The organism is Bradyrhizobium sp. (genome assembly GCF_047605465.1).
In the GTDB taxonomy this organism is placed as follows: domain Bacteria; phylum Pseudomonadota; class Alphaproteobacteria; order Rhizobiales; family Xanthobacteraceae; genus Bradyrhizobium.
Genome location: NZ_JASGFS010000067.1, coordinates 13310 through 34369, shown reverse-complemented (window position 1 = coordinate 34369; position 21060 = coordinate 13310). Strand labels below are relative to the sequence as shown.

At 65.2% G+C, this 21060-nt stretch carries 22 protein-coding genes; 6 read left to right on the top strand and 16 right to left on the bottom strand.

The features are described from left to right. The first annotated feature begins 297 nt into the window (after nt 1-297). Nucleotides 298-756 (top strand): nucleoside deaminase, encoded by a 459-nt coding sequence (locus tag QM712_RS30985; RefSeq protein WP_415026954.1) that lies wholly within the window; start codon nt 298-300, stop codon nt 754-756. Between the two features lie 145 nt (nt 757-901). Here the strand turns inward: QM712_RS30985 and QM712_RS30980 are convergent, their stop codons facing one another. Both QM712_RS30980 and purD read right to left on the bottom strand, forming a co-directional pair. Continuing rightward, nucleotides 902-1804, bottom strand: coding sequence for an alpha/beta fold hydrolase (locus QM712_RS30980; protein ID WP_415026952.1), 903 nt, complete (start codon nt 1802-1804; stop codon nt 902-904). Nucleotides 1805-2022: 218 nt separating this feature from the next. Further along, nucleotides 2023-3306 (bottom strand): phosphoribosylamine--glycine ligase, encoded by a 1284-nt coding sequence (gene purD / locus QM712_RS30975; RefSeq protein ID WP_415026951.1) that lies wholly within the window; start codon nt 3304-3306, stop codon nt 2023-2025. A gap of 229 nt (nt 3307-3535) precedes the next feature. On the opposite strand from purD, the gene QM712_RS30970 reads away from it, so the two are divergent. Next, the gene (locus QM712_RS30970; RefSeq protein ID WP_415026950.1) at nt 3536-4303 is read left to right on the top strand and encodes an IclR family transcriptional regulator; all 768 of its coding nucleotides are present in this window, start codon (nt 3536-3538) and stop codon (nt 4301-4303) included. 124 nt (nt 4304-4427) lie between these two features. On the opposite strand, the gene QM712_RS30965 is transcribed toward QM712_RS30970, so the two are convergent. The 3 genes from QM712_RS30965 to QM712_RS30955 all read right to left on the bottom strand — a co-directional run bounded on the left by QM712_RS30965 (nt 4428) and on the right by QM712_RS30955 (nt 7318). Further along, nucleotides 4428-5186 (bottom strand): SDR family NAD(P)-dependent oxidoreductase, encoded by a 759-nt coding sequence (locus QM712_RS30965; RefSeq protein ID WP_415026949.1) that lies wholly within the window; start codon nt 5184-5186, stop codon nt 4428-4430. After that, nucleotides 5183-6358 (bottom strand): ABC transporter substrate-binding protein, encoded by a 1176-nt coding sequence (locus QM712_RS30960; protein WP_415026953.1) that lies wholly within the window; start codon nt 6356-6358, stop codon nt 5183-5185. The genes QM712_RS30965 and QM712_RS30960 overlap by 4 nt, the downstream gene beginning before the upstream one ends. Before the next feature lie 153 nt (nt 6359-6511). Then, nucleotides 6512-7318 (bottom strand): acetoacetate decarboxylase family protein, encoded by an 807-nt coding sequence (locus QM712_RS30955; RefSeq protein ID WP_415026948.1) that lies wholly within the window; start codon nt 7316-7318, stop codon nt 6512-6514. A gap of 465 nt (nt 7319-7783) precedes the next feature. Here QM712_RS30955 and QM712_RS30950 point away from each other — a divergent pair, with 465 nt between their 5' ends. Next, nucleotides 7784-9544 (top strand): adenylate/guanylate cyclase domain-containing protein, encoded by a 1761-nt coding sequence (locus QM712_RS30950; RefSeq protein WP_415026947.1) that lies wholly within the window; start codon nt 7784-7786, stop codon nt 9542-9544. 996 nt (nt 9545-10540) lie between these two features. On the opposite strand, the gene QM712_RS30945 is transcribed toward QM712_RS30950, so the two are convergent. From QM712_RS30945 to QM712_RS30930, 4 genes are read right to left on the bottom strand one after another with little or no spacing between them, the layout of a single operon-like run. Beyond that, nucleotides 10541-10843, bottom strand: coding sequence for a winged helix-turn-helix domain-containing protein (locus QM712_RS30945; RefSeq protein ID WP_415026946.1), 303 nt, complete (start codon nt 10841-10843; stop codon nt 10541-10543). Nucleotides 10844-10847: 4 nt separating this feature from the next. Then, a complete protein-coding gene (locus QM712_RS30940; protein WP_415026945.1) occupies nt 10848-11402 on the bottom strand; it encodes a hypothetical protein in 555 nt (184 codons plus the stop codon). Beyond that, a complete protein-coding gene (locus tag QM712_RS30935; RefSeq protein ID WP_415026944.1) occupies nt 11399-11923 on the bottom strand; it encodes a hypothetical protein in 525 nt (174 codons plus the stop codon). Before QM712_RS30935 ends, QM712_RS30940 begins: the two co-directional genes overlap by 4 nt. Further along, nucleotides 11920-12930, bottom strand: a complete 1011-nt coding sequence (locus QM712_RS30930) for an alpha/beta hydrolase (protein ID WP_415026943.1) — start codon at nt 12928-12930, stop codon at nt 11920-11922. Before QM712_RS30930 ends, QM712_RS30935 begins: the two co-directional genes overlap by 4 nt. 119 nt (nt 12931-13049) lie before the next feature. Between QM712_RS30930 and xseA the strand changes: the two genes are divergently transcribed. Beyond that, nucleotides 13050-14693 (top strand): exodeoxyribonuclease VII large subunit, encoded by a 1644-nt coding sequence (gene xseA / locus QM712_RS30925; protein WP_415026942.1) that lies wholly within the window; start codon nt 13050-13052, stop codon nt 14691-14693. A gap of 181 nt (nt 14694-14874) precedes the next feature. On the opposite strand, the gene QM712_RS30920 is transcribed toward xseA, so the two are convergent. After that, the gene (locus QM712_RS30920) at nt 14875-15027 is read right to left on the bottom strand and encodes a hypothetical protein (RefSeq protein ID WP_415026941.1); all 153 of its coding nucleotides are present in this window, start codon (nt 15025-15027) and stop codon (nt 14875-14877) included. 188 nt (nt 15028-15215) lie between these two features. After that, a complete protein-coding gene (locus QM712_RS30915) occupies nt 15216-16052 on the bottom strand; it encodes a dienelactone hydrolase family protein (RefSeq protein ID WP_415026940.1) in 837 nt (278 codons plus the stop codon). A 208-nt stretch (nt 16053-16260) separates the two neighbouring features. On the opposite strand from QM712_RS30915, the gene QM712_RS30910 reads away from it, so the two are divergent. Continuing rightward, nucleotides 16261-16485 carry a DUF2093 domain-containing protein gene (locus QM712_RS30910; protein WP_415026939.1) on the top strand — a complete coding sequence of 75 codons (225 nt, stop codon included), beginning with the start codon at nt 16261-16263 and terminating at the stop codon, nt 16483-16485. A 16-nt stretch (nt 16486-16501) separates the two neighbouring features. On the opposite strand, the gene QM712_RS30905 is transcribed toward QM712_RS30910, so the two are convergent. Further along, the gene (locus tag QM712_RS30905) at nt 16502-16816 is read right to left on the bottom strand and encodes a hypothetical protein (RefSeq protein WP_415026938.1); all 315 of its coding nucleotides are present in this window, start codon (nt 16814-16816) and stop codon (nt 16502-16504) included. A gap of 247 nt (nt 16817-17063) precedes the next feature. Between QM712_RS30905 and plsY the strand changes: the two genes are divergently transcribed. Beyond that, nucleotides 17064-17738, top strand: coding sequence for a glycerol-3-phosphate 1-O-acyltransferase PlsY (gene plsY, locus QM712_RS30900; RefSeq protein WP_415026937.1), 675 nt, complete (start codon nt 17064-17066; stop codon nt 17736-17738). Nucleotides 17739-17756: 18 nt separating this feature from the next. Here the strand turns inward: plsY and lpxK are convergent, their stop codons facing one another. The 4 genes from lpxK to QM712_RS30880 are packed head-to-tail and all read right to left on the bottom strand — an operon-like array spanning nt 17757 to nt 21033. Then, entirely contained in the window at nt 17757-18773 is a 1017-nt protein-coding gene (gene lpxK / locus QM712_RS30895; protein WP_415026936.1) for a tetraacyldisaccharide 4'-kinase, read from the bottom strand. Further along, entirely contained in the window at nt 18766-20082 is a 1317-nt protein-coding gene (locus QM712_RS30890; protein ID WP_415026935.1) for a 3-deoxy-D-manno-octulosonic acid transferase, read from the bottom strand. The genes lpxK and QM712_RS30890 overlap by 8 nt, the downstream gene beginning before the upstream one ends. Continuing rightward, nucleotides 20075-20788 carry a lysophospholipid acyltransferase family protein gene (locus QM712_RS30885; RefSeq protein WP_415026934.1) on the bottom strand — a complete coding sequence of 238 codons (714 nt, stop codon included), beginning with the start codon at nt 20786-20788 and terminating at the stop codon, nt 20075-20077. Before QM712_RS30885 ends, QM712_RS30890 begins: the two co-directional genes overlap by 8 nt. After that, nucleotides 20785-21033 (bottom strand): DUF4170 domain-containing protein, encoded by a 249-nt coding sequence (locus tag QM712_RS30880; RefSeq protein ID WP_415026933.1) that lies wholly within the window; start codon nt 21031-21033, stop codon nt 20785-20787. Before QM712_RS30880 ends, QM712_RS30885 begins: the two co-directional genes overlap by 4 nt. Between the last annotated feature and the right edge of the window lie 27 nt (nt 21034-21060).

The following is a 21060-nucleotide window of genomic DNA, read 5'->3' as shown; positions in this document are numbered from 1 at the left end:
CGGAACGGGCGGCCCTCGCGGTCGCCACGGGGCGGACGGGAGTCGCGGTCGCCCTTGCCCTCGAAGCCGCGCTTGGCGAATTTCTTGTCGGGGCCGCGCGGCTTGCCGCTGCGGCCCTTGGCCGGGCCTCGATCACGCCGGCCGCGGGAATCGTTGTCTTTGTCGCTGTCGCGGGGCATGAATAATCTCACTCAGGGGGAGCCAGAAAGCATTGTGCGCGCTCGTTCCGAGCCGCATGCTCAGGCAAAATCGGTATCCACTCTTGCTGAAGGCGGAGCTACTAGCAGGTTTCTGGCGATGATACGAGGCATGAAAGCCCCTTCTTTCATGGATTTGGCGCTCAAAACGGCGGAAAATGCCGGAAAATCGGGCGAAGTTCCGATCGGATGCGTCGTGGTCCGCAATAACGAGGTCATTGCCACCGCCGGCAACCGGACGCTGACCGACCAGGATCCCACCGGCCATGCCGAGATCATCGCGCTGCGCGAGGCCGCGAAAAAGATCGGCAGCGAGCGGCTGGTGGACTGCGACCTCTACGTGACGCTCGAACCCTGCACCATGTGTGCGGGCGCGATCTCCTTTGCAAGGATCAGGCGGCTCTATTACGGCGCCGCCGACCCCAAGGGCGGCGCGGTCGAGTCAGGCGTGCGCTTCTTTGCCTCGCCGACCTGCCATCACGCCCCGGAGGTCTATTCCGGCGTCGGCGAAAGCGAGGCGGCGCGGCTGCTGCGGGAGTTCTTCAGGGAGCGGCGGTAACAACGGCGCACGCCGCCGTCATGCCCCGGCCTGACCGGGGCATTCGGCCCCCGCGGCCTGTCGGATCGACCCAAAGCGGTCCCGGACCACCGGATCGCCCGATCCAGCCAGGCGATGATGGCTGAATGTCCAGCGCGGTGCGTCCTCAAGCCGAGAAGAAGTCCCGCAACGCCTTCGCGGTGACGTCGGGATTCTCCTCGGTCAGGAAGTGGCCGGAATCCACCGGCATGCCGTCCACGTTGGTCGCCCACTGCTTCCAGGTGTCGAGCGGCGTGGCGGCGGCCTGGGCGATGCCGGCGCTGCCCCACAGGGCCAGCATCGGCACGGTGATCTTCTTGCCGGCTTCGAAATCGGCCTTGTCGAGGTCGTAGTCAATGGTGGCGCCGGCGCGGTAGTCCTCGCACATCGCGTGCACGCGGGCGGGATCGCGGAACGGAGCGATGTAGTGCTCGAGCGCGCGCTTGTCGATCGCGTCCAGTGTCTTCGACCTGGTCTGGCTCGCCATCTTGAAGCGCAGGAAGAATTCGCCCTGCCCGGAGATCAGTGTCTCCGGCAGCGGCGCGGGCTGGGCCAGGAACGTCCAGTGCCAGATCTTGAGCGCGTAGGGATAGCTGATCCGCTCCCAGTAATTATAGGTCGGCAGGATATCGAGCACGGCGAGCTTCGACAGCCGGCCGGGATGGTCGAGCGCGAGCCGATACGACACGCGGCCGCCGCGATCATGGCCTGCGAGCGCGAAGTGCACGTGGCCGAGACGCTCCATCGCCTCCACCATGGCCTTGGCCATCGCGCGCTTGCTGTAGGGCATGTGCAGCGCGTCGCTCTCGGGCATGTCGGACCAGCCATAGCCCGGCAGGTCGGCGATGATCACCGTGAATTTGTCGGCAAGCTGCGGCGCCACGCGATGCCACATCACGTTGGTCTCGGAGAAGCCGTGCAGCAGCAGCAGCGGCGGCCCGTTGCCGCCGACGCGCGCGAAGATGCGGCCGAACGAGGTGTCGATCCATTCGGAGGCAAAGCCCGGATAGAGGTCGGCGAGATCGGACATGGTTCCTCCCGATTGGCATTCCCGGCCCTCCGTTCCGGAGTGGCCGCGGGCTGCCGGCAAAAATGCCGAAAACAACCCCATGCACAGTAGCATGGCGATCGCCTCCGAGGGTTGCTAACCCCAACAGGCGATTACGCATTTCTGGAATGTCGATGTGGCGGGGGAGTGGCATCAGGCGATCGCCGGACCGCCGCGCGCCGGTTTGGGGAAAAACCCCGTCAGCTCTTCGCCTTCTCCGCCTCCACCGCCTGCCAGCCGATGTCTCGGCGGCAGAAGCCTTCGGGCCAGTTGATGCGGTCGACGGCCTGGTAGGCGCGGCCTTGCGCCTCCGTCACGGTCTTGCCGAGCGCGCACACGTTGAGCACGCGTCCGCCATTGGCGAGAATCGCGCTGTCCTTGGCGACCGTGCCGGCGTGGAAGATCTCGACGGTATCGACCTTCGCCGCCTCATCGAGCCCCTCGATGCGCGTGCCCTTCTGATAGTCGCCGGGATAGCCCTTCGCCGCCATCACCACGGTGAGCGCGGATTCCGGATACCAGCGCAGATCGAAATTCTTCAGCTGCCCGTCGCAGGACGCCAGGAACGCCGGCACGATGTCGCTCATCAGCCGCAGCATCAGCACCTGGCACTCGGGATCGCCGAAGCGCACGTTGAACTCGAACAGTTTCGGGCCCTGCGTCGTCAGCATGATCCCGGCGTAGAGAATGCCGCGGAACGGCGTGCCGCGCTGCTTCATGCCGGCGACCGTCGGCAGGATGATCTTCGCCATGATCGCGTCGTGGATCGCCGGCGTCACCAGCGGCGTCGGTGAATAGGCGCCCATGCCGCCGGTGTTCGGGCCGACATCGTGATCGAACACGCGCTTGTGGTCCTGCGCGGAGGCCAGCGGAATGGCAGTCTCGCCGTCGCACAGCGCGAAGAAGCTGATCTCGCGGCCCGGCAGGAATTCCTCGATCACCACCTCGGCACCGGCGTCGCCGAACCCGCCCTCGAACATCATGGCGATGGCGTCCTCGGCCTCGCGCACGGTCTTCGCGACGACGACGCCCTTGCCGGCAGCAAGCCCGTCGGCCTTGACCACGATCGGGGCACCCTGGCTGCGGACATAGCCGAGCGCGTCGTCGGCATTGGTGAAGCGCTTGTACGCACCGGTGGGAATGCCGAATTCGGTGCAGAGCGCCTTGGTGAACCCCTTGGAGCTTTCGAGCTGCGCGGCGACCTTGCTCGGCCCGAACGCCTTGATGCCGGCGGCGGTGAGGTCATCGACGATGCCCGCCGCAAGCGGGGTCTCGGGACCGACCACGACGAGCTCGACCGCATTCGCCTTGCAGAAATCGATCACCGCGGCATGGTCGGCGACATCGAGCGCCACGCACTCGGCCTCGCGCGCGATCCCGGTATTGCCCGGCGCGCACCAGAATTTGGTCACCAGGGGAGAGGCTGCGATCTTCCACGCCAGGGCATGTTCACGGCCGCCGGAACCAAGCAGGAGAATGTGCATCGAGGGCTCGAAAATGAGGGGTTTGCTGGGGGCGGAGGTCGCACGAATCGGCGAAGGGCTCAAGGGGAAAGGGCCTATGACCCCCGGCATTCCGGAGCGTGCCCGGTGCAAATTTCCTGAACCTGTCATCGCTCGAGGCAGACGACTTTTCGCAGCGCGGGCGATCCGGTACACGGAAACGGCATTCCCGGCGTGTGGTCGCGGGATGGGATCCTACAAGGCCTGATGGATGAATCCTGAGAAGCTGCAGCCGGGCGCACCCGCCCTGGAAAAGGGGCTGGACCTGCTGGAGGCGCTGGCGGGCGCGTCACGAGGCCTCAACCAAAAGCAACTTGCCGAGCGCGTGGGCCGCTCCGTCAGCGAGATCTTCCGGATGCTCGTCGCGCTGGAGCGCCGCGGCTATGTCGCCCGCGACCCCGCAACCGGCGAATACACGTTGACGCTGAAGCTGTTCAAGATCGCCTCGCAATTCCCGCCGACCGAACGGTTGCTGAAGGCCGCGCTGCCGGTGATGGAGCAGCTTGCCTCACGCGTGCAGCTGTCTTGTCACCTCACCGTCCTGCACGGCGAGCAGTTCATGGTGATTGCCCGCATCGAGCCGGAATGGCTGATGGGCTGGTCGGTCAAGGTCGGCGCGGTGTTTCCGCTCACCCAGCAATACGCGTCCGCGAAGGTCCTGGCTGCGTTCCAGCTCGAAGGCCGGCGAGAGGAGCTCGCGCAGGTGATCGCCGCGCATGATCGCATCAGCGGCAAGAAGGCGATCGCGGCGCTCGACCGCATCTCCTCGGAGGGTGGAAACTTCTCCAATGACGACGGCTACACGCGCATCCTGGCCTATAGCTGTCCGATCATCGAGGCTTCCGGACGCGCGGTGGCTGCATTGACCGTCCCCCTGGTCAGGCAGGACCGGATTCCCGCGAGCGAGGCCGGCGCCATCGCCACCGAATTGCGCGGCGCCGCCAGGATCGTATCCGAGAAGATCGGCGGTCCTCCCTAGGGCGCCACCAGATCGCGTGAGATCGTCATCACGCGTCGGGTCGTCGTTCTGGCATGATCGCCGCGCCAACGCGTTTCCGCGTTTGTCGCGAGGCAAGATCGCTGTGCGCTTTTCCGATGATGAGCTAAGCCACGGTCATGCCGCCGTCGACGACCCAGGCCGCACCATTGACGTGGGCGGCCTCGTCGGACGCAAGAAAAGCCACGACATCGGCGACATCCTGCGGCTGGCCACGCGCGGCATCGCCGTTTCGACGCAACTCGACGGTGGAATCGCGCGCCTGTCCTTCCAATTCCCTGATCATGCGCGACTCGACCGGCCCAGGCAGGACCGCGTTGACCCGGATCTTCGTGCCGGTCACCTCAAGTGCCGCCGTACGGGTCAGCCCGAGCACGGCGTGCTTGGACGCGACATAACCGGCAAGCCCCGCCCGCCCGCGGATCGCCGAGGTCGAGGCGGTGTTGATGATCGCGCCCGCGCCACGTTGCCTCATTCGTCCGAGCACATGCTTGAGGCCGAGAAAGACGCCCTTCACGTTGACCTGCAGCAATTTGTCGAATGTGTCGTCCGGATATTCGTGAAGCGGAGCGACGACGCCCTCGATGCCTGCGTTGTTCGCGAAGATCCCGATCGGGCCCAATTGCGCTTCGACCGTCTCGACGAAGGCGGCCGTATCGAGGGCGCTCGAGACATCGGCGGGGATGGCAATTGCATGTCCACCGGCGTTCTCGATCAGGCGCGCGGTTGCCGTGGCGGCCGCCTCGTCGCGGTCGATGATTGCGACCGCTGCGCTCATCCGCGCAAGCCTCAGCGCGATGGCGCGTCCGATATCACCACCGCCGCCGGTGACGAGCGCCACCGGCGGCCGGTCTGCCGCCGTCATGATTTCAGGAACTCACAACCGCCCTCCTCCAGGGGCCGCCAGGCCTCGGACGGCGCGATGGTCTTGACGAGCTTGTAGTAGTCCCAGGGATATTTGGAGTCCGCGGGCGTCTTCACTTCGAAGAGATACATGTTGTGCAGCTTGCGGCCGTCGGCACGCACGCTGCCCTTGCCGAACAGCGGATCGTCGGTCGGCAGCTTCTTCATCTCCTCGACGACGGCCTTGCCGTCGCCTGACGCGCCGAGCGCATCGACCGCTTTCAGATAATGCAGGGTCGCGGCATAGGCGCCGGCATGCAACGCGGTCGGATAGCGTCCGTTATTGCGCGGCGCAAATCGCTTGGTCCAGGCACGGGTATCGTCGTTCAGGTCCCAGTAGAAGGATTCGGTGAACTGAAGTCCCTGCGCAATCTTCAAGCCAAGCGAATGCACATCGCTGAGATAGAGCACCGTCGCCACCACGCGCTGGCCTCCCTGCGGAATGCCGAACTCCACCGCCTGCTTGATGGAATTGATCGTGTCACCGCCGGCATTGATCAGCGCGATGATTTCCGCCTTCGACGACTGGGCCTGCAACAGGAAGGACGAGAAGTCCTGGCTGTTGATCGGCGTACGAACCCCGCCGAGCACCTTGCCGCCGAATTTCTGTACGACGTTCTTGATGTCGCCTTCCATGGCGTGCCCGAACGCGTAGTCAGCCGTGAGCAGGAACCAGCTCTTGCCGCCGCTCTCGACCACCGCGCGCGCGACGCCCGAAGAGAGCGCATAGGTATCGTAGGTCCAGTGCACGAGATTGGGCGAGCAGGACTTGCCGGTGAGATCGGACGAGGAAGCGCCCGAAACCAGCAGCGTCTTGTTGTTCTGCTGCACGACATTGCGTACCGCGAGAGCGACGGCCGAGTTCGGCGCATCGACGATGACGTCGATGTTCTGCCGATCGATCCACTCGCGCGCGATGTTGGCGCCGAGATCGGCCTTGTTCATGTGGTCGCCGCTGATGACCTCGATCGGCCGGGTCATCTTGTGCGGCGAAGCCTGAAAATCCTCGACCGCCATCCTGGCTGCCAGCAGCGAGCCCGCGCCGGTCACATCGGCATAGAGGCTGGACATGTCCGTCAGCACACCGATGCGGAGGGGTTTCGCCTCCTGCGCCTGCGCGCCCAACCCCGTCATTCCCAATGCCAGTCCGCCGGCACCGGCCAGCAGCCTGCGGCGGCTCACCCGATATCGCCCTGTCATGTTCAACCCCTCCCTTGCCTGACCCGCGCTTTCCTGCACGGTCTTTTGCCGCCTGCGCGTGCTTTTTGCGCGCAAGCCATTGCTTCCTTACGGAGTGAGACGCTCGATCAGCCGCCGGTCCTCGACCTCAAATCCTCCGCCATAGACGTCCGACACCATGAAGTGCGCGCCGAGAATTTCCGGATCGAGGTCGGCGATGGGATCGTATTCGCTGGCGTGGAGGGTCATGGAGGCGCGCCCCGGCACCGGCGCCGAGTATTTCAGCGGTGTGCGGCGATAGGCGATGTCGGCATAGGCCACGCCGAGGCGTTCCGGATGCGGCAAGCGGCGCACATGGATTTCACCCGCAGGCAGTTCATCGCCGTCGACGATGCGGACGACCGGTGCGGACGCGTCCGGCGTGAACGAGAAATCGGCGAGTGGAATGCCGCGGCGCCGGACCCATCCGGTGATCGATCCATCCGGATGCTCGTCGAAGGCGTAATGGGCATCCTTCTTGGTATACCCGAACACCTCCCGTCCGGCACAGATCCCCATGGGATCGCTGCAATACATGAAGATATGCGTCTCGGTGAACAGGCCCTTGTAACGCACGGGTACCGAGATCATCAGATCGAACATCTCGCCGGCCTGCACGGCCAGCGAATGGCCGGGCGAGCGCATGAAGCGGAACGCGACGCGATCGCTCGCGATCTCGAACGGCGTGTCGGCAAGCAGCGTTGACACCTTGCCCGGCGCGACGCGGGTCATGACTTCGACCGTGCGCAAGGTGCAGCCCCATTCCACCGGATAGGCCGGCGAATAAGGCGGATTGACCCCACTATTCGGCTTGAGCCGGTAGTCGCCAAACAGGCGTCGACGCGGATCGTTGGGGTCGGCGATCACATCGGTCATCTGGCTGCCTTCTTTTCATATATGATTTTCTAATTGCATATATGAAATCAAAGGCGAGTCAAGCCGCCCCCTTGGTGCCGGACACGCAGATCGCGCGGTCGAACGAGCGGAGCGGATCACACCGCCATCCAGACACTGGCCATGATCCGATGAGGCTGTGACGGCCTTCATCGTCATTCGATTTTCCCGTCCTTCCGGGCGCGCGCAGCGCGGAGTCCGGAAATCCATTGGACGGCGTTTTTGGTGGTTCGCTGGACTCGGAGCTCGCCGCTTTCGCGCCCCCCCTGGAATGACGGCGGGAACTAAACCTGCTTCCCAGCGATGATCTCCTGCATCGCCCCTACTAGCTTGACGACAGTCGTCGCCAAGCCGCATCGCGTCAGAACCTTGCTTCCGCGTTGCACATTTGTATGATTTCGCCTTGAACCTTTGTACAGATGCCACCCGTGGGAACGTGGTTTGGCAATGGAGCAAGACCAAACAGATCGGGTCGGTCGCAGGTTGGCAGCGATAGTAGCGGCTGACATAGCGGGCTACTCGCGCCTCATGGGCCTCGACGAGGTCGGTACCGCCCGCGCACTTCGCGAACACCGCAAGGTGACCGACGCCCTCGTAGCAAAACACGGCGGTCGACTCGTGAAGACCACGGGGGACGGCGTTCTCCTTGAATTTCCCTCGGTAGTCGATGCGGTCGAATGCGCCGTGGCGGTACAAGTGGTGATGGCCCAGAGGAACGAAAGCATCCCGCAGGACCGGCGTATGCTTTTTCGGATCGGGATCAACCTGGGCGACATTCTGATCGAGGGCGACGATATTCTCGGTGATGGTGTCAACGTCGCAGCCCGACTTGAGGGCATCGCTGAACCCGGCGGTATCTGTGTTTCGTCATCCACCTACGAACAAGTCCGTGACAAGGTTTCGGTCGATTTCACTGACCTGGGCCGACAGAGCCTCAAGAACATCGCCCGCCCGATCCATGCCTATGCGGTTAACTTTGGCGCGAACACAGAGAAAGATCTCCCTCGGTTGTCCTTGGCCCCACATCTATCCATTGTAGTTCTACCTTTCGCGAACATCGGCGGCGATCCCGACCAAGATTACTTCGCGGACGGGGTAACGGAGAACCTGACCACGGACTTATCGCGCATCAGTGGCGCCTTCGTGATCGCGCGCAATACGGCGTTCACGTTCAAGGGCAAGGCTGTCGATGTAAAGAAGCTAGGTCGCGAGTTGAACGTGCGCTACGTCCTTGAGGGCTCGGTGCAACGTGCAAGCACTCGCCTTCGCGTGAACGTACAGTTGATCGACGCCGAAACTGGCAATCATCTCTGGGCGGAGCGCTTCGACAAGCCGGTGGCCGACCTGTTCGACACGCAGGATGAGATTGTATCGAGACTTGCGAATGCGCTTGATGCTCAGTTCGTTGCTGCTGAGGCACGCCGAGCGGCGCGTTCACCACATCCAGAAGCAATGGATCTGGTTTTCCAGGGCAAGGCTTGCCTGAACAGGGGGCTCACACCCGAAAACCTGGAAAGAGCGCGGCGCTTCTTTCAGCAGGCCTTGGCCGTCGATTCCGATTGCGTCGAGGCCTTGGTCGGTACGGCGTGGATACATCATCAAGCCGCCAACGTCTTGTTTAGTGATAGCCGGATGGCGGCTGAAACGAGCGTGCTCAAGGCCCTGTCCTTGGCACCGAATCATGCGGAGGCTAACCGCATCTTGGGCTTCATTGAAATCTTCACGAACCGAATTGCCCAAGGCATCGCCCGATGCGAACGAGCTCTCGTGCTGGATCGAAATCTGGCCACCGCCCACGGATCAATCGCCGTAGCCAATTATTTTATCGGCCGATGCGCAGAGACCGAAGCTCATATTCGAGAGGCGCTTCGCCTTTCTCCTTCCGATGTCGCGGTCTATCTGTGGCTATTCACTGTTGGCGTCGCCAAGCTGTGGAACGGCGCAGATGCCGAAGCGGCCGCATGGTTGAGGCGGTCCATCGAGGCAAATCGAAACTATCCAAATTCGCATTTCTATCTTGTTGCTGCTTTGGCGCACCTTGGAGAGCTGGGTGCGGCAAACGCTGCAGCAAGGGCGGGCCTTGAGCTCAATCCAAGTTTTACGATCAGCCGCTTTCGCGCAAGCGCCGCTTGCAACCATCCTGCGTACCTTGCAGGGCGTGAGCGCACGTATGAAGGCCTGCGGATGGCCGGAGTGCCGGAAGGATGAGGGCTTAGGGCAGTCGATGGCGGAGCCGATGAGGTCGGCACGCTCGAAAACATAAAAAAGTCCTGCGACGAGGGCGTGTACTCATAAAAGGGGCGCTCACGAAGTACGGCAGGACATGTCCCTATGGGCCCCGAAATCGGAGATCTGTGGGAGAACGAAGGCATGTCCGTTACGGGCCAAAAGCGGACATATGCGCCGCAGCAGGACCTCCACTACTCAGCTCCGATCATGCGATTGAGCAGCGGGAATAATTAGTATTCAGCCTGGAGTAAGTGCCAGTCTCTCCAGGACGAGACAGCATTCCAGTTTGATAGTCTCGAAACCCCGGCTTTAACTGGAACGTGACTGAAGCGTTGCATCTTTTGCCGTTGACACGGATGGTAAGCGTTCGGACGTGATGAGGAAAATCATCTCGTCGGACGAGTGTATTTTCCGCGCCCACATGCCAAGCACTGTCACCTAACGTCATAGACTTTGAGGATCTCTGCTGCGTGGGCCCCGTTCCATTGCTGAAATCTTGGTCGAGCTGATTGCCGCCTTTCAACACAAGAGAAATGTGCCTAGAGACATGGATATTCGACTCAGGCGCGGGTGACACGCGGTCCATGACCTCTTCCCAATCGATTTGAACGATCGTGGCGCCAGTCTCTTGAGCATGCAACCTGTTGCATTCGAACAGAGCGAACGCGCCGATCATGACAGCCAAATATTGCCGCTGCATCGAGGTGTTCCAATTCGGAGCTATTGAAAAACTACTTGATTGCCGAAACGGCAAGTCGCCTGCAACAATAGATAACGGCCCGATTTCCGCAACGGGCCATTTGCAGATATTGCAGGTCCGATAAGGCCGTGTCTGCTCCGCCCGCGAAAGCGGACAATCCCGGATTTATGAGTACGCGCCCTAGAGAGCCTGGCGCGAATGCAAACTCCCTGGTCCTTGTAAATACTGAACGCTGGTTTGTGGCCCCACCCAACTGTTCCGGCCTTGCCGACGGCCTAAAGCTGCTTCCCCGCAATGATCTCCTGCAGCGTCGCGACATGCCGCGCGAACGCACCGCGCCCTGCTGCAGTGGCCGTCACCGTGGTCTGCGGCTTCTTGCCGACGAAGGCCTTCTCGATCGAGACGTAGCCGGCCTTGGCCAGCGTCTCGATATGCGCGCCGAGATTGCCGTCGGTGGCACCGGTGAGCTTCTTCAGCCGGGAGAATTCAAGACCCGCGGCCGTGGCCGGCAGCGAATTCAGCGCGGCCATGATCTTCAGTCGCAGCGGCTGGTGGATGATGTCGTCGAGTTCGGCCATGGCGTCAGGTCCGGCGCATCCAGAGGCCGCCGACGATCAGGCCACCGCCATTGACGACGGCCATCCACGGCAGGAAGGCATCGCCGGCGACGAAGAAGTAGCCGATCAGCGTCAGCGCCGTGATCGCGAGCGCGATGACGACGAAGGCGGTGCCGAACCACAGGCCGGCCAGCGCGTAGAACAGCATGAAATAGATGGTCCAGAACGTGCCCTGCTGCCGCGGCGAGAAATCGCCGAGCACGTGCGCGCAGAGGAAGCCGAAGGCGATGAACATCAGGAAGGCGATCAGCAGCCGCATGTCGAAGCTGCGGACCCCCGTCGAGGCCTGGTTCGCCGCGCTGATCGCGAACGAGCCGGCGATGCCGAGGACGTAGAGGGCGAGCCAGTAGTAATGGGCGCCGCGGGGCCAGAGCCAGGTCGCGATGTTGGCGACGAACACCAGCACGCCCCACATGATCATCATCTGGCTGGCGAGATCGTAGATGCGTGACTGGCGCACGCGCTGGACGATGTCGTCGATCTCGGCCAGCGCTTCGGAAGCCTGCTTGCTGTCGATCACAGGACGACCCCGTTCCCTTGCGCGCCGTCATGCAGGGCACGCGCCCGCGAAGCGCCCGGCGGACGGTTGCGATGGATCAGGACATAGCCCAGGACGGTCACGAGCGCGGTCGTTGCCCCGGTCAATCCCCAGGCATCCGCGCGTGTCGGAGGCTGGATCACGCGCACGATCAGCTCCGTGGCCGCCGCCGCGAGCAATCCGACATAGGACCAGGCGATGAAGGTGTAATGCCAAACCATCCAGTTCGCCGGCCGCGGGCTGCGCAACAGCGGAACCATGGCGAGCAGCACGCAGGCGAAATTCGCGATCGCGCCGACATGCAGGATGTTGAAATGCCCGGTGAAGCGATAGACCAGCAGCGCCGCCGCATCCGCCGTCAACATCCCGTAGACGAAGGCGTAGCCGCGGGCGCGATGACCGACACCGCCCTTGGCGGCGAGCAACTGGATCAGTCCGAGGACAATGCAGCTGCCGGCAAGGACGGCGTGGATCGCGCCGGTCGAGGTCAGGGATGGGATCATGACTGGCCACCTCCGCGCGTTGCCACATCCTCCGCGATCGCCGACACCGCCTTCGGATTGCTGACGATGCCCATGTGATTGACGCCCTCGATCACCTTGACGTCGACCGCGGGCTTCACCGCCTGCACGGTCTCCGCGTATTTGTCCGAGATCATCATCTCGTCGTCGGCACCGCCGAAGATCGTCATGGGATGCGTCACCGCCGGCAGATCGAGCCGATAGCCGCGCGTCGCGAAATTGCGCATCAGGCGGTCGGAATAGGTCGGCACCAGGATGCGCTCGGAATTCGGCGGCACGGCGAAGGCGAGCACCGGGAGCTGCGAGCAGCAGTCGATGCCGAGCTTGCGCAGCGCCGCGAGCCCCAGAAAACGCGGAACGTCGGCGTTGGCCCAGCCGCCGGAGTTCGGCATGTTGGTCGGCGCGTCGTAGCCGAGATAGGGCGCGAGCAGCACGGTGCGGACGAACAGGTCCCGCACGATCGGCGTCGCGGCAATCCGCAGCGAGAAGCCGCCGCCGGCGGAATGGCCGACCAAAGTCAGCGGCAGGTCGGGCGCGCTCTTGCGGACGTGGGCGACGAAGTCGACGAGATCGTCCTCGAGCTGGCCGACATAGCCGATGTCGCCGCGCGTGCCGGAGGCGCCATGGCCGCGGATGTCGATCGCCCAGGTCTCGACGCCGCGCGCCGCCAGCGCCTCGGACAAGGCGTGGTTGATGGTGCCGGACGAGCCGGACGAGCCATGGATGAAGATGGCGCCGCGGCCCGTGGCGGAGCCGCCCGGCGCGTAATGGCGGTAACCGAGCCAAGTGCCGTCGCGCGCCTGAAAGCGCTCCAGCGTCGGCAGGGTCGACATGTCGACGCCCTTGCGGGAGTCGGAGACCGAGCGCAGCTCGGCGGGCCGCTGCAGCGGCGTCGCGATCAGTGCGGTCAGCAGCAGGGCGACGGCGCCGACCGCGCACAGCCCCCATTTCAGCAGGCCCAGGGTTCCTCGCAGCAATCGCATCGCCATGGCACCACTCCGATGAACTCGTCGAATACAGAGAACTCTATAATACAGAGTACTCTTTCGATCAATCCCCGGATTGGCGCTGGCGGGCGAAAATCCCTAACGTCGGGCCCGACCCCAAAATGCCGAATCGTTTGCCGATGCCGCCTGCGGAACCACTGCTCAACGCGCCCGAATTCACCGTCTCCGAGCTCTCACAGTCCCTGAAGCGGACGGTGGAGGATGCTTTCGGCCATGTCCGGGTGCGCGGCGAGATCTCCGGCTTTCGCGGCGCCCACTCCTCCGGGCACTGCTATTTCGCGCTCAAGGACGAGAGCGCCAAGATCGAGGCGGTGATCTGGAAGGGCGTGCACGGCCGCATGCGCTTCAAGCCCCAGGAAGGGCTCAAGGTCATCGCCACCGGCAAGCTCACCACCTATCCCGGCTCCTCCAAGTACCAGATCGTGATCGAGGCGCTGGAGCCGGCCGGCATCGGCGCGCTGATGGCGCTGATGGAAGAGCGCAAGAAGAAGCTCGCAGCCGAAGGCCTGTTCGACGAGGCGCGCAAGCAGCTCCTGCCCTGGCTGCCGGAGGTGATCGGCGTCGTGACCTCGCCGACCGGCGCTGTGATCCGCGACATCCTGCATCGGCTGGAGGATCGCTTCCCGCGCCACGTGCTGGTGTGGCCGGTGAAGGTGCAGGGCGAAGGCTCGGCCGAGCAGGTCGCGGCCGCGATCCGCGGCTTCAACGCGCTGCCCGAGGGCGGCAAGATTCCACGCCCCGACGTGCTGATCGTCGCGCGCGGCGGCGGCTCGCTGGAGGACCTCTGGTCGTTCAATGAGGAGATCGTGGTGCGGGCTGCGGCCGAGAGCATGATCCCGCTGATCTCGGCGGTGGGACACGAGACCGACATCACGCTGATCGACTTCGTCGCCGACAAGCGCGCGCCGACGCCGACGGCGGCGGCCGAGATGGCGGTGCCGGTGCGCAGCGATCTCTTCGTCGAGGTCGCCGATCTCGCGCGGCGCACCCGCGCCTATTGGCAGCGCGCGCAGGAGAGCCGCCGCAGCGAATTGCGCGCTGCCGCCCGCGCCCTGCCCGCCGCGCCCGATCTGCTCGCGATCCCGCGGCAGCGGCTGGATTCGGCGGGCGCCGCCCTGCCCCGCGGCCTGAAAGCCAACACGCACGCGCATTTCCGCCGGTTCACCGCCGCCGGCGCCAAGCTGACGCTGCGGGTGCTGCACGGCCAGATCGCGCAGACCGATCATCGCCTCACCGTCTGCGGCGAGCGGCTCGGCCTGTCCGCGCGCTCGCTGCTGCGGCAACGGCGCGACCGCTTCGCCGGGCTGGACGTCCGCCTGCGCGCCTCGAAACTCGCCAACGCACAGGCGCAGCGCAACGCGATCATCCGCCAGCGCGAGCGGACGCATCGCCTGGCCGAGCGCGCCAATCGCGCGCTGGTCACATTGCTGCAGCGGCTGGATGCCCGCGTCGAGAACAGCGGCAAGCTGCTCTCCGCGCTGTCCTACCGCAGCGTGCTCGCCCGCGGCTTCGCGCTGGTGCGGGATGAAACCGGCCATCCCCTGCATTCGGCCGACGCGATCGGGCCGAATGCGCGGCTCGAGATCGAGTTCGCCGACGGACGCGTCGGCGCCACCGCGGATGCGGATCGGCCGGCGCTGGCAGCCAGGCGCGCGCCATCACAACCGAAGCCGGCAGCGACGCCGGACGCGAAGGTTGCGCCGAAGCGCGTCGCCAAGCCGGTGGATCAGGGCAGCCTGTTCTGAAGCGCGGACGGCGCGAGCTCTTTTCCCGTCATCGCGAGGAGCGTTCGCGGCGAAGCAATCCCGACTTCGTCAACGGCGCGAGTCTGGATTGCTTCGCTGCGCTCGCAATGACGATGCGGCGGCAGATCGTCGTCCGAGTTCGCCTCCGATGTCGCCGCACTCAGCCGGGCGATGATACCGCCTAGCGGCAGGACAACCCCGCGTCGATCGTGGTCCAGAAGCCGCAATGCTCCGGGGCGTGCTGCGGCGGCGCGCCGGCATGGGCTTCGAACAGGAAGATCGCGACCGTGAAGACGACCAGGGCGGAAGAGAACAGAAGAATCCGATTGCGCATGCCGGATGCGTTTAATCGACATCATGGTCGAACTGTGGCGCCGCCATGCGTTGAAACCGGGGCGCCACGACGGCCGTAGCTCGCCCGTCGGCCATCCCGTTCCGTGCAGGGCGGTGGTCGATGCGGGGCTGTCCGTCGCAGGTTGTTCCTCGGGCGGCCCCGCTTCGCGGCACGCTGCGGCGACGCCGCTAGCGCGCCAGCCACTCCGCGACTTCCTTCTGCGATTCCGCACGCGCCTCGGTGTCGGTACCGAGATGGCCGCGATCGGGAGTCGCAGCGTCGGTGCTGCCGGCGAGCGCGTGCAGCGGCAAGCTGGCGCTGTCGAAATCGTGATAGGCGCCGGGATAGACGGTGATGCGCGCGAGCGCGCTGCGTCCATAGGCGCCGTCCACCATCTGGCGGCAGGCCTGCGGCGACGACACGTCGTCATTGCCGCCGATCAGCACCAGCGTCGGCACCCGCGTGCTCCAGCCGAGGCCCGCGGACATCCGGCAGTCCGGATAGAACGCGATCGCCGCGCGGAAATCCGGACTTGCGTCATGCGCCGCGCTCTGCGGACGCACGGCCCAGAGCAGCGCGCTGGCGCCGTTGGCCCAGCCGAGCAGGCTGACGCGATTGCGCGCCACCCAGGTCTGCTTGAGCAGCCAGGCGCGCGCCGCCGCGATGTCGGCAACGCGCTCGCGCCGCGCCTTCACGTGCCTCTCCTTGACGCTGCATTGCGGCCCGAGCTCGCGCGAGCCGTAGCTGTCGGGCAGCAGCACCGCGTGACCCGTCTTGAGCAACCGCTCGGCCCAGTCGCGATAACGCGGCAGCACGGGCTCGGCATGAGCACCCAGGCCGCCGCAGCCATGCAGCGCGATCACGGTGGGAAACGGTCCGTCGCCATCGGGCTTGTAGAGCTGCGCGTGCAGGACGCCGACCGGAAGCGGGATGTCGACCTCTTGCGGCGCCGGCACGGGCGCGGCGCGCACGGCCGAGAGCATCGGCAACAGCATCAGCAGCAGGGCGGTCAATCGAAGGCGCATCGGACTCTGCCGTCTGAGGGGCCGGTCTGCGAGAGCACCGGACCATCGATCCTTCGATCGAGGACTATCACAGGGAAACGGCCGCAAAACATCACAAACCGGTGGGTTTAACGGGCGGACAAGCCACCCTATCTATGCTACATCCCGTCCAACACATCGTGCCCTCCAGGGGTTTCCCGGGAGAGGCCTTCCGCGGAGACTTTCGACCGTGCTGAACAAGTTCGGCCCCTCGGGCCATGGCGAAGCGCAGGTGCAGTATCTCGATGGCGACTTCCGCGTGATCTCGCCGGGAACGTTCGTTCGCTGCGCGATCACCGATGCGCGCATCCCGCTCGACGAGCTGAAATACTGGAGCGTGGACCTTCAGGAAGCCTACGCCACGCCCACCGCCGTGCTGCAGCGGCATTACCCGAGCGCGCCGAAGCCGCAGTGAGGATGCGACGGCGCGGCTATTGCTGCTCCGTGCCATCCGAGCCCACGCAGGTCTTGATGAAGGTCTTCCGCGGCTCTCCGACCACCTTCTGATCGATCGCCTGCTTCAGGCAGTCGAGCCGCGCCTGCGCCATGCAGAGCTGCATCTGATCGCGCTTGTCCTGTCCCTTCAGACTTTGCGTCGAGGCCAGACACGTGACGCGCCTGGTCGCGGGAACCGGCACGGTGCCGGTCGGATTCGCGGGCGCGGCGGGCGGCGGCGTTTGCGCGAGCACCGGAGCAACAATCAGACACACGAGGCTGGCGGCGAGCGCCGCAGACGGCAGTTTCATCGAACTCTCCCGATCGTCCGATCTCGATAGGAGCCTTGCGATGAATGTCCCCTGAATGACGCATGCACACCGGCGCCGGCATGTCAGGCTCGCGATACCGTCGCCGCCGAACATCCGACGTGACGTCTGGTCTCGGCGATCTCGTCGCGGATGCCGCGAGCGCCCGCGGGAGTGCCGCGCCCGTGACCCATGGCGGGCCGACGAAGTCGGAGATAAAACACCCGCTGCAGACACCGGATGAAATCCCATGGCCTTCTGGACAGCGAGCGCGCTTGGTCTCGTGATCGCCTATCTCCTCGGATCGATCCCCTCGGGCTATCTGGCGGGAAAGTTCCTGGGCGGCATCGACATTCGCGAGCACGGCTCGCGATCGACGGGAGCGACGAATGTGTTGCGGACGCTCGGGAAGTGGCCCGCGCTGTTCGTGCTCATCGCCGACGTGCTGAAGGGTGTAGCCGCCATCGTCGTGGCGCGCTCGCTTTGTCCCTGGCTTGCCGCCGAGCTGTCGTCTTCGCCGCCGACCGCGCCTGATCTGCAGACGCAGGTGCCGTGGGCTGTATGTCTCGCCGGAATTGGCGCGCTGGTAGGCCATGGCCGCTCGATCTGGCTGAATTTCACCGGCGGCAAATCCGCCGCGACCGGGCTCGGCGTGTTGCTGGCGATGTCATGGCCCGTGGGGCTGGGTGCCGCGGCGGTGTTCTGCATCACGCTCGCGCTTGCACGGATCGTGTCCCTGAGCTCGATGCTCGCGGCGTTGACCGCCATCGTCCTCGTCTGCGGGTTCGAGCATCCGCTGCCCTATCGGCTGCTGGTGATCGCAGGCGGCATCTACGTGATCGTCCGCCATCGGGCCAACATCCAGCGGCTGCTGGCGGGCACGGAGCCGCGGCTGGGCCGAACCAGCCCGGAAGCGCAGGTCTAGCGCATGTGACGGCGGCGATCAGCGCCGGCTGAAACGCCGCTCGCGCGCCTTGTAGAGATGATCGGCGATCAATTGCCGCAGTCTGGCGGGATCGTCGAATTCGAGCTGCACCGCGAACGGCACGATGGTCTCGGGGACGCCGTCCATGCCGCGCAGCCGCGCGAGATCCTTTTCCGTCGTCACCAGCGTGAGCTGCTCGCGCCCGGCGTCCGCGGCGAGCGCAGCGAGCTCGGCTTGCGAGAACATGTGATGATCGGCGAAGGGACGCGTGCGCGCGACATCGATGTTGCCGGCGCGCAGCGTGCGGAAGAAGCGCTCGGGATCGCCGATGCCGGCGAAGGCGAGCACCGGCTTGCCGAACAGCCGCGCGAGCGAAGCCGCGTCCGGCTTGATGCGCGCGCGCAGCACCGGCTTGCCGCGGGATGCGATCGCGGCCGCGACGCCATCGGCGGCATGGCCGTCACCGATCAGCACCAGCGCATCGGTGCGAGCGAGCTGCATCGTCAGCGGCGCGCGCAGAGGACCGGCGGGAAACACCTTGCCGTTGCCGACGCCGCGCTCGCCGTCGATCACGATCAGCGCGGCGTCCTTGGCGATGCGCGGATTCTGGAAGCCGTCATCCATCAGGATCAGGGTCGCGCCTTGCGACTTCGCCAGCGCGACGCCTTCGAGGCGGTCGCGCGCCACCGCGACCGGCACGTCGCGCACCATCATCAAGGGCTCGTCGCCGACATCGGCGGCGGTGTGCCGCGCGCGATCGACCATGACCGGCCCTTTCAGCCGTCCGCCATAGCCGCGACTGAGCACGATGGGCGTCTCGCCGAGCTCACGCAGCAGCTTGGTCAGCGCGAGCACGGTCGGCGTCTTGCCGGCGCCGCCGACATGATAGTTGCCGACACAGATCACGGGAATGCCGGCGTCGAAGCCCTTGCGCGCCATGCGCCGCGCGGTGATCAGGCCATAGAGCGCGCCCAACGGCCGGAGGATGTGCGACTTCGGGGAACGTGGCCGGTACCAGAAGGCCGGCTCACGCATTGGCGGCTCCCATCTCGATCCGCAGCTGCAGCAGATAAGGCTCGAGCGCAGCCATGGTGCGATCCAGCGCACCGCCGAGTTCGTCGACGACGCCGGCACCGGCCCTCTGCATCTTGGCGCGAACGGTGGGCTCGGCCAGCAACTGACCGAGCTGCTTCACCAGCGTTTCCTGCGTCTCGGCCTGCCGCGCGCCGCCGCTGCCATCGAGCGCCTCGTAGACATCGGCGAAGTTGAAGACATGCGGCCCGTGCACGATCGACGCGCCGAGCTTGATCGCCTCGATCGGATTCTGCCCGCCATGGCGCACCAGCGATCCGCCCATGAACACGATCGGCGAGAGGCGATAGAACAGCCCGAGTTCGCCCATGGTGTCGGCAACATAGATGTCGGTCGCGGCCATCGGCAGCTCCTCGCGCGAACGCAGGGCCGGCTTCAGGCCGGAGGCGGTGACGAGGCCGGCAACCGCAGAGCCGCGGTCCGGGTGGCGCGGCACGATCACGGTGAGAAGCTGCGGGAAGAAACCGGACAGGCTGCGATGCGCCGCCACCAGCATCTCCTCCTCGCCCGGATGGGTCGAGGCCGCGACGATGATCGGACGGCCGCGCGTCATCGCCATCAGCCGCTCGAGCTTTGCGGGATCGGCCGGCGGCGCGGGCACGTCGAGCTTGAGGTTGCCGGTCGTGACCACGTCTCGTCCGCCGAGCACGGCAAAACGTTCGGCATCGGTCTTAGACTGCGCGAGGCAGATGTCGAAGCGCGACAGCAGCGCCGAGATGGTGCCGTGCATGCGCCGCCAGCGCGGGAACGAGCGCGGCGACATCCGCCCGTTGATCAGCACCATCGGCAGCCGGCGCGCGGCACCGGCCAGGATCAGGTTCGGCCACAGATCGGATTCGATGAACAGCGCCAGCGACGGCTGCCAGTGATCGAGGAAGCGCGCGACATAGCGCGGCGAATCATACGGCACGTATTGGTGGATGACGTCCGGCGGGAAACGCTTCGCCACCACGGCCGCGGAAGTGACGGTGCCGGAGGTGAGCAGGATGCGCAGGTTCAGATCGCGCAGCCGCGCGATCAGCGCGGCCGCGGCCAGCACCTCTCCGACGCTGGCGCCGTGGATCCAGACCAGCGGACCATGCGGCCGCACGTCCTGGCTGAGGCCCCGCCTCTCGCCGACGCGCGCGGGATCTTCCTTGCCCTGCTTCAGCCGACGCTTGATCAGCGCGGGCGCCAGCGGCACCAGGCCGGAGGCCAGGTGCTGGTACATCCGCAGCGTCATCGGCAACGAACCGGGCAGCGAATTAGGCATCCTGGGGCCCCGGGCGGCCGAGTTGCAGATAGGCGCGGCGGGTCGCTTCGTTCAGCGTCTCCTCGAGCTCCAGCCGCAACGCTTCCATCGTGGCCGCATCTGCGTCCGGAGGAACGTGGATTTCCTTGATGCCGACCAATGCGCCCCGCCCGAACGGCAAATTGATGGTGGTGCGGTCCCAGTTCCTGAGCCGGATGAAGCGGCTGGTCGCCATCGCGAAAGGCATGATCGGCCGTCCCGATTCCCGTGCCAGCATGATGATGCCGAGGCCTGCCACGCGCGAGCGCTTCGGGACATCGGCGGTCAGCGCGACATTACATCCGTCCTGGAGCGTCCGCACCATTTCCTTGAAGGCTCCGACCCCGCCCTTGCGGTGGAAGGCGCCGCCGTGATCGCCCGACCCCCGGATGGTGCCGATGCCGAGCCTTTCGGCGGCGATCGCGTTGAACTCGCCGTCGCGGTGCCGCGAGATCAGGACCCTGGCCTTGTAGGAGTCCTTGTTCTTGATGAAGGGGGTGAGGAAATGCTGGCCGTGCCAGAAGGCGAAGATCGCGGGAATCTGCGGCTCGACGCGTTCATAGACGTCGGGCGGATCGAACGTGAACTTGTTGGTCCGCCAGACCAGACGCAGATATTCGGCCGCCAGGACCCCGACGGCACGCTGAAACCAGCTGCTTCGCAGCGTATTGCGAAGCAGTTTTTTCAACGCGCCGGCTTCGATTCTTGATTCGGGTCGAGCAGACGATGGAGATGGACGATGAAATAGCGCATCTGCGCGTTGTCGACTGTGCTCTGCGCCTTGGCCCGCCAGGCGGCGTGAGCCGTCGCGTAGTTCGGATAGAGGCCGACGATCTCGACGTCGTCGAGGTTCTTGAAGGTGTTGTGCTCGAGATCGAGCAGTTCACCACCGATGACGAGGTGAAGGAGTTGTTGCGGGGCACTATCTGGCATGAGTTCTGTTCCTAACGGGCTGCCCGG

Coding starts and splice junctions, on each gene's coding strand:
- QM712_RS30985 (WP_415026954.1), top strand. CDS start 298: ATGATACGAGGCATGAAAGCCCCTTCTTTCATGGATTTGGCGCTCAAA.
- QM712_RS30980 (WP_415026952.1), bottom strand. CDS start 1,804: ATGTCCGATCTCGCCGACCTCTATCCGGGCTTTGCCTCCGAATGGATC.
- purD (WP_415026951.1), bottom strand. CDS start 3,306: ATGCACATTCTCCTGCTTGGTTCCGGCGGCCGTGAACATGCCCTGGCG.
- QM712_RS30970 (WP_415026950.1), top strand. CDS start 3,536: ATGAATCCTGAGAAGCTGCAGCCGGGCGCACCCGCCCTGGAAAAGGGG.
- QM712_RS30965 (WP_415026949.1), bottom strand. CDS start 5,186: ATGACGGCGGCAGACCGGCCGCCGGTGGCGCTCGTCACCGGCGGCGGT.
- QM712_RS30960 (WP_415026953.1), bottom strand. CDS start 6,358: ATGACGGGGTTGGGCGCGCAGGCGCAGGAGGCGAAACCCCTCCGCATC.
- QM712_RS30955 (WP_415026948.1), bottom strand. CDS start 7,318: ATGACCGATGTGATCGCCGACCCCAACGATCCGCGTCGACGCCTGTTT.
- QM712_RS30950 (WP_415026947.1), top strand. CDS start 7,784: ATGGAGCAAGACCAAACAGATCGGGTCGGTCGCAGGTTGGCAGCGATA.
- QM712_RS30945 (WP_415026946.1), bottom strand. CDS start 10,843: ATGGCCGAACTCGACGACATCATCCACCAGCCGCTGCGACTGAAGATC.
- QM712_RS30935 (WP_415026944.1), bottom strand. CDS start 11,923: ATGATCCCATCCCTGACCTCGACCGGCGCGATCCACGCCGTCCTTGCC.
- QM712_RS30930 (WP_415026943.1), bottom strand. CDS start 12,930: ATGGCGATGCGATTGCTGCGAGGAACCCTGGGCCTGCTGAAATGGGGG.
- xseA (WP_415026942.1), top strand. CDS start 13,050: ATGCCGAATCGTTTGCCGATGCCGCCTGCGGAACCACTGCTCAACGCG.
- QM712_RS30920 (WP_415026941.1), bottom strand. CDS start 15,027: ATGCGCAATCGGATTCTTCTGTTCTCTTCCGCCCTGGTCGTCTTCACG.
- QM712_RS30915 (WP_415026940.1), bottom strand. CDS start 16,052: ATGCGCCTTCGATTGACCGCCCTGCTGCTGATGCTGTTGCCGATGCTC.
- QM712_RS30905 (WP_415026938.1), bottom strand. CDS start 16,816: ATGAAACTGCCGTCTGCGGCGCTCGCCGCCAGCCTCGTGTGTCTGATT.
- plsY (WP_415026937.1), top strand. CDS start 17,064: ATGGCCTTCTGGACAGCGAGCGCGCTTGGTCTCGTGATCGCCTATCTC.
- lpxK (WP_415026936.1), bottom strand. CDS start 18,773: ATGCGTGAGCCGGCCTTCTGGTACCGGCCACGTTCCCCGAAGTCGCAC.
- QM712_RS30890 (WP_415026935.1), bottom strand. CDS start 20,082: ATGCCTAATTCGCTGCCCGGTTCGTTGCCGATGACGCTGCGGATGTAC.
- QM712_RS30880 (WP_415026933.1), bottom strand. CDS start 21,033: ATGCCAGATAGTGCCCCGCAACAACTCCTTCACCTCGTCATCGGTGGT.